Source organism: Pseudomonas sp. IPO3749, assembly GCF_013386605.1.
Classification (GTDB): Bacteria; Pseudomonadota; Gammaproteobacteria; order Pseudomonadales; family Pseudomonadaceae; genus Aquipseudomonas; species Aquipseudomonas azotoformans_A.
Map to the genome: position 1 here is coordinate 26,218 of NZ_JACARN010000059.1, position 14,697 is coordinate 40,914.

Annotated in this window: 10 protein-coding genes; 8 read left to right on the plus strand and 2 right to left on the minus strand. The window is 59.8% G+C overall.

Translation table 11 applies throughout. From position 1 onward, the window contains the following. Nucleotides 1-2 precede the first annotated feature (2 nt). The 8 genes from folK (at nt 3) to HX812_RS22275 (ending at nt 11,262) form a co-directional block, all read left to right on the plus strand. Complete coding sequence (gene folK / locus HX812_RS22240) at nt 3-500, plus strand: 2-amino-4-hydroxy-6-hydroxymethyldihydropteridine diphosphokinase (protein ID WP_038844168.1); 498 nt, start codon at nt 3-5, stop codon at nt 498-500. A gap of 214 nt (nt 501-714) precedes the next feature. Continuing rightward, on the plus strand, nt 715-1,515 hold the full coding sequence (panB, locus tag HX812_RS22245) for a 3-methyl-2-oxobutanoate hydroxymethyltransferase (protein ID WP_016976834.1): 801 nt from the start codon (nt 715-717) through the stop codon (nt 1,513-1,515). Next, a complete protein-coding gene (panC, locus tag HX812_RS22250) occupies nt 1,512-2,363 on the plus strand; it encodes a pantoate--beta-alanine ligase (protein WP_038844169.1) in 852 nt (283 codons plus the stop codon). The genes panB and panC overlap by 4 nt, the downstream gene beginning before the upstream one ends. Nucleotides 2,364-2,588: 225 nt before the next feature. Then, entirely contained in the window at nt 2,589-4,253 is a 1,665-nt protein-coding gene (gene pgi / locus HX812_RS22255; protein ID WP_038844171.1) for a glucose-6-phosphate isomerase, read from the plus strand. A 105-nt stretch (nt 4,254-4,358) separates the two neighbouring features. Next, nucleotides 4,359-6,296, plus strand: a complete 1,938-nt coding sequence (acs, locus tag HX812_RS22260) for an acetate--CoA ligase (protein ID WP_038844173.1) — start codon at nt 4,359-4,361, stop codon at nt 6,294-6,296. Between the two features lie 16 nt (nt 6,297-6,312). After that, nucleotides 6,313-7,182 carry an oxygenase MpaB family protein gene (locus HX812_RS22265; protein WP_038844175.1) on the plus strand — a complete coding sequence of 290 codons (870 nt, stop codon included), beginning with the start codon at nt 6,313-6,315 and terminating at the stop codon, nt 7,180-7,182. A 57-nt stretch (nt 7,183-7,239) separates the two neighbouring features. Beyond that, complete coding sequence (locus HX812_RS22270; protein ID WP_038844177.1) at nt 7,240-8,256, plus strand: class I SAM-dependent rRNA methyltransferase; 1,017 nt, start codon at nt 7,240-7,242, stop codon at nt 8,254-8,256. Between the two features lie 87 nt (nt 8,257-8,343). Next, nucleotides 8,344-11,262, plus strand: coding sequence for a DUF748 domain-containing protein (locus HX812_RS22275; protein ID WP_038844178.1), 2,919 nt, complete (start codon nt 8,344-8,346; stop codon nt 11,260-11,262). Nucleotides 11,263-11,479: 217 nt separating this feature from the next. Here the strand turns inward: HX812_RS22275 and HX812_RS22280 are convergent, their stop codons facing one another. Both HX812_RS22280 and pnp read right to left on the minus strand, forming a co-directional pair. Further along, entirely contained in the window at nt 11,480-12,100 is a 621-nt protein-coding gene (locus HX812_RS22280) for a BON domain-containing protein (RefSeq protein ID WP_038843813.1), read from the minus strand. Nucleotides 12,101-12,396: 296 nt separating this feature from the next. Beyond that, a complete protein-coding gene (gene pnp / locus HX812_RS22285) occupies nt 12,397-14,502 on the minus strand; it encodes a polyribonucleotide nucleotidyltransferase (protein WP_016976826.1) in 2,106 nt (701 codons plus the stop codon). Between the last annotated feature and the right edge of the window lie 195 nt (nt 14,503-14,697).

Consider the following 14,697-nt stretch of genomic DNA (forward strand, 5'->3'; position numbering starts at 1 on the left):
ACGTGGAACGCATCTACATCGGCATGGGCAGCAACCTGGCGGCCCCGGACCAACAATTGCGCAGCGCTATCGAAGCACTTGCGCAATTGCCGGGCACCACGGTCGCAGGTGTGTCCGCCTTTTATCAAAGTGATTCCCTGCTTCCAGGCCAGCCGCGCTACACCAATGCAGTTGCCGCCCTGGACAGCGATCTGGCGCCCCTTGAGTTGCTGGATGCACTGCAAGCCATCGAGAACGATCAAGGTCGCGAACGTCTTGAGCGCTGGGGCCCGCGCACGCTCGACCTGGACATCTTGCTGTTTGGCGATCACCTGATCGACGAACCGCGCCTCAAGGTCCCGCACTATCAAATGCACCTGCGTGCTTTTGTGCTGTACCCGTTGGCCGAACTGGCGCCCGCCAGCCTGGCGTTACCCGATGGCCAAACCCTCAATGACTTGCTGGCAGCCTGCCCGTTTGTCGGTCTGGAACGCCTCACAGTTGCTGAATCGCGTCAGTAACAGCGGTAACACCGTCATCGTAACAATGCGGTAACACATCCAATTGACTTCCCGTGTCCTCCTCACGACTATAGGCGTCCCGCTGCCGCCAACCCGGCGCTAAAGGGCGCAATCCAGGCCATATAAGCACTGCTCTCAAGACCGTGCGCCTGTATAAACGAAGACTCACGCGCGTTACTCGCTGTTTCCAAGCGCCTGAATGAGGACCCTTTTCATGCCAGACATTACCCTGACCACCTTGCAGAGCCTTAAGCTCAAAGGTGAAAAAATCGCCATGCTGACCTGCTATGACGCCACCTTCGCCCACGCCAGTTGCCAGGCCGGGGTTGAAGTGTTGCTGGTGGGCGACTCCCTGGGCATGGTTCTTCAAGGGAATGACAGCACCCTGCCCGTCACCACCGATGAACTTGCGTACCACACCGCCAGCGTCAAACGCGGTAACGACGGTGCGTTCATCATCGCCGACCTGCCGTTCATGGGTTACGCGACACTCGAACAGACCTTCCAGAATGCCGGCAAGCTGATGCAAGCCGGTGCGCACATGATCAAAGTCGAAGGCGCAGTGTGGCTGGCCGAGTCGATCCGCCTGCTGGCGGAACGCGGCGTGCCGGTGTGTGCACACATGGGCCTGACGCCACAGTCGGTGAACATCCTCGGCGGCTACAAGGTACAAGGCCGCAATGAGGCCCAGGCGCGACAGATGCGCGCCGATGCCATCGCCCTGGAACAGGCGGGCGCGGCAATGATCCTGCTCGAATGCGTGCCGAGCGAACTGGCGGCAGAAATCACCCAGGCCGTGAAAGTGCCGGTGATCGGGATTGGCGCAGGCTCGGCCACCGATGGCCAGGTGCTGGTGCTGCACGACATGCTCGGCCTGTCGATCAGCGGCCGTGTGCCGAAGTTCGTGAAGAACTTCATGGCCGGCCAGGACAGCATTCACGCTGCATTGAGCGCCTACGTAGCCGAAGTCAAAGGCGTGACCTTCCCTGGCGCTGAACACGGATTCTCTGCATGAACACCGTAAGAACCGTACGTGAACTGCGGGCCGCCGTTACCCACGCCCGCAATGCCGGCAAGCGTATTGGCTTTGTGCCGACCATGGGCAACCTGCACACAGGCCATGCCACGTTGGTGACCAAGGCCGCCCAGCAGGTGGATTTCGTGGTGGCCAGCATCTTCGTCAACCCGCTGCAATTTGGTGCTGGCGAAGACTTGGACAAGTATCCGCGCACACTCGCCGCCGACCAGGAAAAGCTGCTGCAAGCGGGCTGCAACCTGCTGTTCGCGCCCACTGTCGAGGAAATGTACCCCGGCGGCATGACCGGCCAAACCCGCGTCAGCGTGCCGCAATTGTCTGAAGGCCTGTGCGGCGCCAGCCGTCCGGGGCACTTCGAAGGCGTGGCAACGGTGGTCAGCAAGCTGTTCAACATGGTCCAGCCGGACATGGCGGTGTTTGGCCAGAAGGATTACCAGCAACTGGCCGTGATCCGCGCCATGGTCCATGACCTGAACATGCCGATCCAGATCATTGGCGAGCCTACCGTGCGTGCCGACGACGGCCTCGCACTGTCGTCGCGCAACGGCTACCTCACCGACGAGCAACGGGCCATTGCGCCGGTGCTGTACCGCAGCCTCAGCCAGATTGGCGCCGCGATCCAAGCCGGTGACCACGACTTTGCCAAGCTGCGTGCCGAACAGGTCCAGCAAATCGAAGCCGCCGGATTGCGCCTCGACTACCTCGAAGTGCGTCAGGGTGTGCATCTGCGTCCGGCCACGGCCGAGGATCGGGATATCGTGATCCTCGTAGCCGCCTATCTCGGCGCTACCCGACTCATCGACAACCTGCACCTGACCCTCGACTGACCCCTTTCAGTCACACTCCTCGCTGCGTCAATAAAAAGGGCCGGTATAAAAAAGTACCGGCCTTAGCGCAGACAAAGCCAAGACATATCGACACGCTAGGTTTAATGTAATCGCCCTGCGCTATGGTTAGCGCTGTCCGGAACCCAATGCTTGATCAAAGACTGGACGTTCCGGGCTTAGAAGTGTCCTAAAGGCAGTCCCCGTAATAAAAGGAAACCCGCAGCGATGGCGTACTACCGCACTCCTCATGACGTTACCGCTCTGCCCGCCTGGCAAGCGCTCAATCAACATCGCCAAGCCATGCAGGATTTCAGCATGCGCGAAGCGTTCAATGCCGATCCTCAGCGTTTTTCCCAGTTCACCCTGAGCAGCTGCGGACTTTTCCTCGATTACTCGAAAAACCTGATCACCAGCGAAACCCGCGACCTGCTCGTGGGCCTCGCCAAAGAAGTCGGCCTGAAAGACGCGATCAACTCGCTGTATGCCGGCGAGCCGGTCAACTCCTCCGAAGGCCGCCCGGCCCTGCACACCGCCTTGCGCCGCCCGGTAGGCGACAAGTTGTCTGTGAACGGCGTGAACATCATGCCGGACGTGCACAAGGTACTGAACCAGATCACCGACCTGGTCGGCCGCATTCATGATGGCCTGTGGCGCGGCTACACCGAGAAGCCGATCACCGACGTGGTGAACATCGGTATCGGTGGCTCGTTCCTCGGCCCGGAGCTGGTCTCCGAAGCGCTGTTGTCCTACGCCCACAAAGGCGTGCGCTGCCACTACCTGGCGAACATCGACGGCAGCGAGTTCCACGAACTGACCATGAAGCTGCGCGCCGAGACCACGCTGTTCATCGTCTCGTCGAAATCCTTCAACACCCTGGAAACCCTGAAAAACGCCCAGGCCGCCCGCGCCTGGTACCTGGCCCAGGGTGGCTCGGAAGCCGAGCTGTACCGCCACTTCATCGCCGTATCGAGCAACAACGCGGCGGCTGTGGCCTTTGGCATCCGCGAAGAAAACATCTTCCCGATGTGGGACTGGGTCGGCGGTCGTTACTCGCTGTGGTCAGCCATCGGCTTGCCAATCGCCCTGGCGATCGGCATGTCCAATTTCAAGGAACTGCTGTCCGGTGCCTACACCATGGACCAGCATTTCCAGAACGCACCGTTCGAACAGAACATGCCGGTGCTGCTGGGCTTGCTGGGCGTGTGGTACGGCAACTTCTGGGGCGCGCAGAGCCATGCGATCCTGCCGTACGACCACTACCTGCGTAACATCACCAAACATTTGCAACAGCTGGACATGGAATCCAACGGCAAGAGCGTGCGCCAGGACGGCACCCCCGTCGCCACCGATACCGGCCCAGTGATCTGGGGTGGCGTAGGTTGCAACGGCCAGCACGCTTACCACCAGTTGCTGCACCAGGGGACCCAACTGATCCCGGCCGACTTTATCGTGCCGATCGTCAGCTTCAACCCGGTGTCCGACCACCATCAGTGGCTGTACGCCAACTGCCTTTCCCAGAGCCAAGCGCTGATGCTCGGCAAGACCCGCGCCGAAGCCGAAACCGAGCTGCGCGACAAGGGCATCCCGGAAGACGAAGTGCAAAAACTTGCACCGCACAAGGTGATCCCGGGCAATCGTCCGAGCAACACCCTTGTGGTCGAGCGCATCAGCCCGCGTCGCTTGGGCGCTCTGGTTGCCATGTATGAGCACAAAGTGTTCGTGCAGAGCGTGATCTGGGGTATCAACGCCTTCGACCAATGGGGTGTGGAGCTGGGTAAAGAGCTGGGCAAAGGCGTCTACAACCGCCTGACCGGCGCTGAGGAAACCCTGGCCGACGATGCGTCGACCCAGGGCCTGATCAACTACTTCCGCGGTCGTCACCGCGGCTGATCCAGGTATGGCAGGGCCAACGTCCGTTTGGACGTTGGCCTTGAACCCTCCCCTTGCAGGGTGCATCTTTATCACTTGTGGCTAAAACAAGAATAAGGATCGCTCATGTTCGATATCAGCACGTTCCCCACCGCCGATGCCGTCCGCCGGGCTGCGCAACTCAGTCAAGAGGACTATCAGCGCCTCTACCGCCAATCCATCGAACAGCCGGACACCTTCTGGGCTGAACAGGCCAAAGGCTTTCTCGACTGGATCACCCCGTGGCACACCGTTCACCGCTCCGACATCAATACTGGCGCCGCCCAGTGGTTTGCCGGCGGCCAACTGAATGTCAGCTACAACTGCATCGACCGTCACCTGGCGCAACGCGCCGATCAGCCGGCCTTCATTTGGGAGGGCGATGATCCTGCCAAATCTTCCAACATCACCTACCGCCAACTGCACCAGAACGTCAGTCGCCTGGCCAATGTGCTGAAAAGCCGTGGCGTGAAGAAAGGCGACCGGGTGTGCATCTACATGCCGATGATCCCGGAAGCGGCCTACGCCATGCTCGCGTGTACGCGGATTGGCGCAGTGCATTCCGTGGTGTTTGGCGGCTTTTCGCCGGATGCCTTGCGTGACCGTATTCTCGACGCCGACTGCCGCACGGTGATCACCGCCGACGAAGGCGTGCGCGGTGGCAAGCCGGTGGCGCTGAAGCAGAATGTCGACAAAGCCCTGGCCAGTTGCCCGAATGTGAGCACAGTACTGGTGGTGGAACGCACCGCTGCGACCGTCAACTGGAGCGAAGGCCGCGACCTCAAGTATCAACAGGCCCTGGATGCGGTCAGCGACGATTGCCCGCCCGAGCCGATGGACGCCGAGGACCCGCTGTTCATCCTCTACACCTCCGGCAGCACCGGCAAACCCAAAGGCGTGCTGCACACCACCGGCGGCTACCTGCTGCAAGCCGCGATGACCTTCAAATACGTGCTCGACTACCGCGACGGCGAGGTGTTCTGGTGCACCGCCGATGTGGGCTGGGTCACCGGCCACAGTTACATCGTGTACGGCCCGCTGGCCAACGGTGCCACTTCGCTGATGTTCGAAGGCGTGCCGAGCTACCCGGACAGCTCGCGCTTCTGGCAAGTGATCGACAAGCATAAGGTCAACATCTTCTACACCGCGCCCACCGCCTTGCGTGCTCTGATGCGTGAGGGGCACGGCCCGCTGGAGAACACCTCTCGCGCCAGCCTGCGCCTGCTGGGCAGTGTCGGCGAACCAATCAACCCGGAAGCCTGGGACTGGTACTTCAATGCCGTCGGCGAGCAGCGCTGCCCGATCGTGGACACCTGGTGGCAGACAGAAACCGGCGGCATCATGCTCAGCCCCTTGGTCAGCGCGCAGCGCATCAAGCCCGGCTGCGCGACCCAGCCGATGTTTGGCGTACAGCCCGTGCTGCTCGACGAACAGGGTAAGGAATTCAGCGGGGCCGGCAGCGGCGTGCTGGCGATCAAAGCGAGCTGGCCAGGGCAGATCCGCAGCGTGTACGGCGATCCGCAGCGCATGATCGACACCTATTTCAAACCCTACCCCGGCTACTACTTCACCGGCGACGGCGCACGCCGTGACGACGACGGCGACTACTGGATCACCGGGCGCATCGACGATGTGATCAACGTGTCCGGCCATCGCATCGGCACCGCCGAGGTGGAAAGCGCGCTGGTGCTGCATGACCTGGTGGCCGAGGCCGCCGTGGTCGGCTACCCCCATGACGTCAAAGGCCAGGGCATCTATGCGTTTGTCACGCCCATGAATGGGGTGGAACCCGACGATGCGTTGAAAAAACACCTGCTGGAGCTGGTCAGCAAGGAAATCGGCAGCTTTGCCAAGCCGGAACTGATCCAATGGGCGCCGGCCTTGCCGAAAACCCGCTCCGGCAAGATCATGCGCAGGATTTTGCGCAAGATCGCCTGCAACGAACTCGATAGCCTCGGTGATACCTCGACCCTGGCCGACCCGAGTGTCGTAGAGGGCTTGATCGACAAACGCCTGAACCGATAGGAACCCCTGAGTCGCCATGGAATTTATCCGCAGCCGTATCGAAAACCAGTTGATGAGCCTCACCGGCCTGTCGCTGGGCCAACTGGACCTGGAAAACCCCAAGGGCGACCCTGGTCTGTTCGGGCCCGATTCGGTGAGTTGGCAGGTCCATGGCGACTTCAGCAGCATGCTCATCGGCGGCGTCAGCGCCTTGATGCTGCAAGCCTTGCACCCATTGGCCCTGGCGGGCGTGTGGGACCATTCCAACTTTCGTCAGGACATGCTCGGGCGCTTGCGGCGCACCTCGCAGTTCATCTCGGGCACGACATTTGGTTCGCGCAAAGACGCCGAATGGCTGATCGAAAAAGTCCGCACCATTCACCTGCAGGTGGTCGGCCATGCCCCGGACGGGCGACCTTACGCGGCCAGCGACCCGGAGTTGCTGACCTGGGTGCATGTGGCGGAGGTCAGTAACTTCCTCGCCGCCCACTTGCGCTATCGCAACCCGAATCTATCCGGTCGAGACCAGGACCGTTACTACAGCGAAATTGCCTTGGTCGCCGAACAGCTGGGCGCGCGGCATGTTCCGCGTTCTCGGCAGGAAATTTCGGATTATCTGGCGCGCATCCGCCCGCAATTACTGTGCGACGATCGCAGCCGCGAAGTACTGCGCTTGCTCTTGAATGCGCCCTCCCCGAGCCTGCTGGCCAAGCCCTTTGGCAGCCTGATGATGCAGGCCGGGATCGACCTGCTGCCGGATTGGGCCAGCGCCATGCTCGACCAGCACCAGACCCCGCTGCAACGCCAGATGATCCGTGCCGGGGTCAAGCGCAGTGCGCCGATGCTACGGTGGGCGATGCGCAACGGTTCGGTGCAACGCGCCCATCGGCGGATGGGGTTGATGTAGGCGACGGCGCATAGCTGTTAAACTTCGCGCCCTCATTTCCCCAGCAAGGCGCGCTCCATGTCTCCTCTGAATCAGGCGCTGCGCGCCGCCCTCGATCATCGCCAAGACCTGATCCATGAGCTGCACGCCCAAGGCACCGACTGCTACCGCCTGTTCCATGGCAGCCAGGAAGGCGCCGGCGGCCTGACCATCGACCGCTACGGCCCGCAATTGCTGGTGCAAAGTTTTCACCAATCCCTGGAAACCGCAGAACTGCTGGACCTGCATCAACAGGTCAACCAGTACGTGGGCTTGGAACTGTTGCTGGTGTACAACGACCGCTCCCGTGGCAATTCACGTATCGACCGCGAAGACACGGTTTATCGTGCCGAGCCCGCTGCGTTGGAGGACATGGTGGGCCATGAGTGGGGCCTCAATTACCGCGTGCGCGGCCGCCATGCCGGGCAGGATCCGCTGTTGTTCCTGGATTTGCGTAACACCCGCGGCTGGGTCAAGGCCCACAGCGCCGGCAAAAGCGTGCTGAACCTGTTCGCCTACACCTGCGGCGTCGGCCTGAGCGCGGCGGCCGGTGGGGCGCGTGAGGTGTGCAATCTGGACTTCGCCGAGGGCAACCTGGCGGTCGGGCGCGAAAATGGGCTGCTCAACCCGCAATTGCCGACTATGGAATTCGTGCAGTCGGATTACTTCCCGGCGATCCGCCAATTGGCCGGCCTGCCGATCACCCAGCGCCGCGGGCAGAAGCTGCCGAGTTATCCGCGCCTGGAACAGCGTCAATACGATCTGGTACTGCTCGACCCGCCGGCGTGGGCAAAGAGCGCTTTCGGCACCGTCGATTTGCTACGCGATTACCAGAGCCTGCTCAAACCCGCACTGCTGGCCACCGCCGACAATGGCGTGCTGATCTGCTGCAACAACCTGGCGAAAGTCAGCATGGAGGACTGGCGCGAACAGGTGCTACGTTGCGCAGAGAAGGCCGGGCGCCCCGTGCGAGACTGGAAAATCATGACCCCTGGCGCGGACTTTCCCTCGCAGGACCAACAACCCCCGCTGAAAACCCTGATACTGCAGCTGTAAGACGTTTCCCAAAGGACCCGTTCTTCGGAACCGAAAACCCGTGCCATACTCCAAGGCACTCCTGTTTGACATAGATGGCGCCGCCCCATGCCCAAAGGATTGATTCGCGCCGCTGGCGCCTTGTTGACCGCCCTTGCCCTGTACAGCTTGCTGGGCTTTTTGATTCTCCCTGGCGTTGCCCTTCGCATTGCCAACCAGCAACTGGCCAATTACGCCACGGTGCCGGCGCGGATCGAGCGGATCGAGCTCAACCCTTTCAGCCTGGAGGTGACGGCATGGGGGTTGAAAATCGGTGAGCCGGGCAAGGAACAGGTGGGTTTCGAGCGTCTCTACGCCAACCTGCAGATCGACAGCCTCTGGACTCGCGCCCTGCACCTGGCCGATGTGCAACTGGACAAACCCAAGACCGAGTTGTTGTTCGACAAGTCCGGCCAGTTGAACCTCGCGCAGTTGTTCAAGCTGCCGCCCAGCGAGCCCACCCCGACCGATCCGAATGCCAAGCCGTTTCCGCTGCGCATCGACAGCATCAAGCTGGCCGGCGGCTATGTGCATTTTGAAGACTTGCGCCCCAGCGAGCCCATCGAATTTCTTTACGACAAGCTCGACTTCGAGCTGAAAAACCTCAGCACCCTGCCTGAAGACAATGCCGACATGACGTTAGTAGCGGCCGGACCTGCAGGCGGACAGATCGACTGGAAAGGTAATTTCAGCCTGGTGCCGATCACCTCCGAAGGCACATTGAAAGTCACCGATGGCAAGATGAAAGCCTGGTGGCCCTACGTCCGCGACGCGCTGCCATTGGTGCTGGAAGACGGTGTGCTCAACTTCAGCACCGAGTACAAGTTCAGCCTGGCCAAAGAGACAGAACTGAACCTGACCAACACCTCCGCCAGCATCGCGCCATTTGCCATCAAGGCACCGGATGGCCGCCCACTGGTGCGCCTGGAACGCCTGGACGTCAGCGAAACCACGGTGGACCTGGCCAAACAACAGGTCGTCGTCGGCAAGATCCGCAGTAACAAGCTGGAAACCTGGGCGGCGCTGGAAGCGGACGGGCAACTGGACTGGCAGAAACTGTTCGCCAGCCAACCGAGCAAACCGGCCAAGGCTCCGGAGCCGGCCACCGCACCGGCCACTGCCGATTCGCCAAAGTCTGAACCTGTTGCGCCAAGCAAACCCTGGCAAGTACTGCTCAAGGACGTGCAACTGCGTAACTATCAGGTGCATTTGGCTGACCGCCAGGCCAAGCCGGCGGTCGCGCTGGAAGTGGGCCCGCTGAACGTCGATGTGCAGAATTTCGACAGCCTTAACCAGAGCCCCTTCACGTTGAAAGTCGACACGGGCGTGGGCAAGCAGGGCAAGGTTCAGGCGACCGGCGAGGTTAACCTCAACCCGGTCAGCGCCAAGCTGAAAGTGAATACCCAGGACATTGACCTGCGGGTCGCCCAGTCCTATATCAGCCCGTTCATCCGTCTGGAACTGCGCAGCGGCATGCTTGGCAGCAATCTCGATGTGAACCTGAAAAGCACTGATCCTTTGAAACTCCAGGTCACAGGCAGAGCGCAGGTCGACCAGTTGCACACCCTGGACACCCTCAAGACCCGCGACTTCCTCAAATGGCAGCGCTTGGTGCTCGAAGGCGTGAACTATCAGCACGGCGACAGTCTGTCGATCGACAAGGTCAACCTGCTGCAGCCGTATGCACGTTTCATGATCAACGATGACCGCACCACCAACGTGGATGACCTGTTGATCCCGCAACCCGCCGACAAGACACCCAAGCCTGCCAGCAAGGAAAAGCCGTTGGGCATTCGTATCGGCCAGATTGCGATCAATGACGGTTCGGCCAACTTTGCTGACTTCAGCCTGACGCCGAACTTCGCCACGGCGATTCAACAGCTCAACGGGCAGATCGGCACCATCGACAGCCGCCAGGCAAAACCGGCCAGCGTCGATATCAAGGGTAAGGTTGATCGTTATGCGCCGGTGACCATCAAGGGCAGCGTTAACCCGTTCGACCCGATGGCGGCGCTGGATATCGCAACCAGTTTCAAACGCGTGGAGCTGACCACCCTGACGCCCTACTCCGGCAAGTTCGCCGGTTTCCGTATCCGTAAGGGGCGCCTGAACCTCGACCTGCATTACGTGATCACCAAGGGCCAGTTGAAGGCCGAGAACAAAGTGGTGGTCGAGCAGTTGCAGTTGGGTGAGAAGGTCGACAGCGCCGATGCCGTGGACTTGCCGATTCGCCTGGCAATCGCGTTGCTCAAGGACACTGACGGCAAGATCTCTATAGAGCTGCCGGTGACAGGCGACCTGAATAACCCGCAGTTCAGCGTTATGCCGATTGTCTGGCAGACCCTGCGTAACCTGGTGGTGCGTGCAGCGACGGCGCCGTTCAAGTTTATCGGTGGGCTGGTGACGGGCGGCGGTTCGGAAGACCTCGGCAACGTATCCTTTGCTGCCGGTTCCAGCGAATTGAACAAGGATGCGGAAGGCGCCCTGAACACCTTGGCTAAAGCACTGAAAGAGCGCCCTACCCTGCGCCTGGAGATCGAAGGCACAGCGGCAGCCAGCAGCGATGGACCTTTCCTTGCCGCTCAGCGACTGGAACGTGAATACCAGTACAACTACTACAAGATTCTTCAACGTCGTGGCGACAAGGTTCCAGCCCAGGCGTCCCTGCTTGTCGTGCCCGAAAAGGAAAAAGCGCCGTTGCTTGAAGGCATCTACCGCACCCGCCTGAAACAGCAACCACCAGCCGAATGGAAAGACCTGAGCAGCGATGATCGTAGCGCCAAGCTTCGTGACGGCGTGATCAAGTTCTGGAGTGGCAGTGATGTGCTGCTGCGCCAACTGGGCCAGGACCGCGCCAGCACCATCAAGGACTACCTGGTGGACAAAGGCCAGCTGGAAGATGACCGGGTGTACTTCATTGATGCCAACTTGGGCCAGGCCGAGAAGGATGGCCGGGTCGTTACACCTATGCATCTGGACGCCGAATAACTCAAAGCAACACAACTCTAAATGTGGGAGCGGGCTTGCCCGCTCCCACATTTGATTCTCATGTATTCCAGCCCAGAATAGAACAGGCCCCGACACAAGTGCCGGGGCCTGTAATGACCACATCCGTGTGGTCCGTCGCATGAACTCCAGAGGTGCATCGGGTGGATATCTAACTCACCCTAAGCCGCCGCTATCCAGTCCAAACGAAACGGGTGCGTTACTCTGCTTTCAGGCCGTCGGCCGATACAGCTTTAACGCCTTTGATTTTCTTGGTGATGTTCACCGCGGTAGTTTTCTGAGCTTCAGTGACGGCTGCGGTCGAAGACAGGGACACTACGCCTTTGTTGGTTTCGACTTTGATGTCGGTACCCGGAATGCCTTTCTCGGTAACCAGGTCAGCTTTTACTTTGGTGGTGATCCAAGTGTCCGAAGTGGACTCTTTGGCACCGGCTGCTGCGCTTTTGGTTTTGTCGACGTTGTCAGCCTTGGTAGCGCCGCCAGCCATCAGGCCGTCAGCCGAAACGGCGGTCACGCCTTTGATTTTCTTGGTGATAGCTACAGCAGTAGCTTTCTGTGCGTCGGAGATAGCGACTGTCGAGGACAGGGAAACCACGCCTTTGTTGGTTTCAACCTTGATGTCCGAACCAGGAATACCTTTCTCGGTCAGCAGGTCAGCTTTCACTTTGGTGGTGATCCAAGTATCCGAGGTGGACTCTTTAGCCTTGGTCACTTCACCGGCCGCCAGCGTCATAGGGGCTTGGGAAGTCTGAGCAAAGGCTACGTTAGCACCCATGGCCAGGGTCAGAGCGGTAGCAGTAGCGAGAGCGAACTTCTTCATACGAGTAACTCCTGTTTTATTAAAAGTCTGCAGTACGTAAACCTTGATGCTGCAGCGTTAACAGGGATATTGCAGGCAGTGTGCCAAGTCTTGTAAGCCAATAAAACCCATATAAAACAAATACTTATAAAAACAAGCATTTTTCGGAATCGTGCAAGTTGCATGAACGTCATCGTGACTGCATGCAAGTTGCGGCTTTTGGTTTCGGCTAAGCAGCTGATTTACCGTCACTTTCCAGCGCCCATAAAAAAAGGACTCCGAGGAGTCCTTTTTTTCAGCGCAACGCTTGGGGGTCGTTAAACGCCCGAAGCTTTGGCTGCTGCAACGTCCTTGATGGACAGCTTGATACGGCCGCGGTTGTCCACGTCCAGTACCAGCACTTCCACTTCCTGGCCTTCTTTCAGGATGTCAGTCACTTTCTCAACGCGAGCGTCGCTCAGCATGGAGATGTGAACCAGACCGTCCTTGCCCGGCAGGATGTTGACGAATGCGCCGAAGTCGACGATGCGCTCAACCTTACCGACGTAGATCTTGCCGATCTCGGCCTCAGCAGTGATGCCCAGAACGCGCTGACGTGCTGCTTCAGCCGCTTCCTTGGTTTCGCCGAAGATCTTGATCGAGCCGTCGTCTTCGATGTCGATCGAAGCCTTGGTCTCTTCACAGATCGCACGGATAGTCGCGCCGCCTTTACCGATGACATCACGGATTTTGTCGGTGTCGATTTTCATCGCGATCATGGTCGGAGCATTTTCCGACAGTTCGGTACGGGACTGACCAATGATCTGGTTCATCTGACCGAGGATGTTCAGGCGCGCTTCCAGGGCTTGGCCCAGAGCGATTTCCATGATTTCTTCGGTGATGCCCTTGATCTTGATGTCCATCTGCAGCGCGGTCACACCTTTGGCGGTACCGGCTACTTTGAAGTCCATGTCGCCCAGGTGGTCTTCGTCACCCAGGATGTCGGTCAGGATGGCGAACTTCTCGCCTTCTTTAACCAGGCCCATGGCGATACCGGCAACCGGCGCCTTCATCGGCACGCCCGCGTCCATCAGTGCCAGGGAAGCACCGCAAACGGAAGCCATGGAGCTGGAACCGTTGGATTCGGTGATTTCCGACACAACACGGATGGTGTACGGGAACACGTCGGCAGCAGGCAGCATGGCGGCGATCGAACGACGGGCCAGACGGCCGTGACCGATTTCGCGACGACCAGCGCCACCCATGCGACCACACTCGCCCACCGAGAACGGAGGGAAGTTGTAGTGCAGCATGAACGGGTCTTTTTTCTCGCCTTCCAGGGTGTCCAGCAGCTGTGCGTCACGGGCGGTGCCCAGGGTCGCAACTACCAGAGCCTGGGTTTCACCACGGGTGAACAGCGCCGAACCGTGAGTCTTCGGCAGAACGCCGACTTCGATGTTCAGCGGACGTACGGTGCGGGTGTCGCGACCGTCGATACGTGGCTTGCCGTTAACGATGTTTTCGCGAACGGTGCGGTATTCGATTTCACCGAAAGCCGCTTTGACGTCGCTGGAGGAAGGCTGGCCTTCTTCACCGGACAGCTTGGCCACAACCTGATCCTTCAACTCGCCCAGGCGAGCGTAACGGTCGGCCTTGACGGTGATGGTGTAGGCGTCGGAGATGGCAGCGCCGAACTCGGAGCGGATAGCGCCCAGCAGCTCGGTGGCTTCGGCTTGTGGAGCCCAGGTCCAGGTTGGCTTGGCGGCTTCGGCAGCCAGCTCGGTGACAGCCTTGATGACAGCCTGGAACTCGTCGTGGGCGAACAGCACGGCGCCCAGCATCTGGTCTTCGGTCAGCTCTTTGGCTTCCGATTCAACCATCAACACGGCTTCCGAGGTACCGGCAACGACCATGTCCAGGCTCGACGCTTTCTGTTGCTCGTAGGTCGGGTTCAGCAGGTAGCCGGTGCTTTCGTGGAAAGCAACGCGGGCTGCGCCGATCGGGCCATCGAAAGGAATGCCGGAGATAGCAAGGGCAGCCGAGGTACCGATCATCGCAGCGATGTCCGGATCGGTCTTTTTGCTGGTGGAAACGACGGTGCAGACAACCTGCACTTCGTTCATGAAGCCTTCTGGGAACAGCGGACGGATCGGACGGTCGATCAGTCGGGAAGTCAGGGTTTCTTTCTCGGAAGGACGGCCTTCACGCTTGAAGAAGCCGCCAGGGATCTTACCGGCAGCGTAAGTCTTTTCCTGGTAGTGAACGGACAGAGGGAAGAAGCCTTTGCTCGGGTCAGCGGTCTTGGCGCCAACAACGGTCACCAGAACGGTCACGTCGTCGTCAACGGTAACCAGCACTGCGCCGGAGGCTTGACGGGCGATACGGCCTGTCTCGAGGGTAACGGTCGACTGACCGAACTGGAATTTTTTGATAACCGGGTTCACGGTGTCCTACCTTCTTTGTGGCTCTTGGGGGAACTTGTCTTCTTGCGAAATTCTTGGGCAATGTCGGGAATCGGCCCGAACCTGGTCCAGGGGTAAAACGTGTATCCAGATAAAACTTGAGGCTGGGAGCCTACCATGCGCCAGCGGGAATCCCACTGACACACGGCAGACAACCAACCTCTAGCGCAATCGCTT

What these genes read in the sequence shown, in the direction of transcription:
- panB (WP_016976834.1), top strand. Translation starts at nt 715, where the DNA reads ATGCCAGACATTACCCTGACCACCTTGCAGAGCCTTAAGCTCAAAGGT.
- panC (WP_038844169.1), top strand. Translation starts at nt 1,512, where the DNA reads ATGAACACCGTAAGAACCGTACGTGAACTGCGGGCCGCCGTTACCCAC.
- pgi (WP_038844171.1), top strand. Translation starts at nt 2,589, where the DNA reads ATGGCGTACTACCGCACTCCTCATGACGTTACCGCTCTGCCCGCCTGG.
- acs (WP_038844173.1), top strand. Translation starts at nt 4,359, where the DNA reads ATGTTCGATATCAGCACGTTCCCCACCGCCGATGCCGTCCGCCGGGCT.
- HX812_RS22265 (WP_038844175.1), top strand. Translation starts at nt 6,313, where the DNA reads ATGGAATTTATCCGCAGCCGTATCGAAAACCAGTTGATGAGCCTCACC.
- HX812_RS22270 (WP_038844177.1), top strand. Translation starts at nt 7,240, where the DNA reads ATGTCTCCTCTGAATCAGGCGCTGCGCGCCGCCCTCGATCATCGCCAA.
- HX812_RS22275 (WP_038844178.1), top strand. Translation starts at nt 8,344, where the DNA reads ATGCCCAAAGGATTGATTCGCGCCGCTGGCGCCTTGTTGACCGCCCTT.
- HX812_RS22280 (WP_038843813.1), bottom strand. Translation starts at nt 12,100, where the DNA reads ATGAAGAAGTTCGCTCTCGCTACTGCTACCGCTCTGACCCTGGCCATG.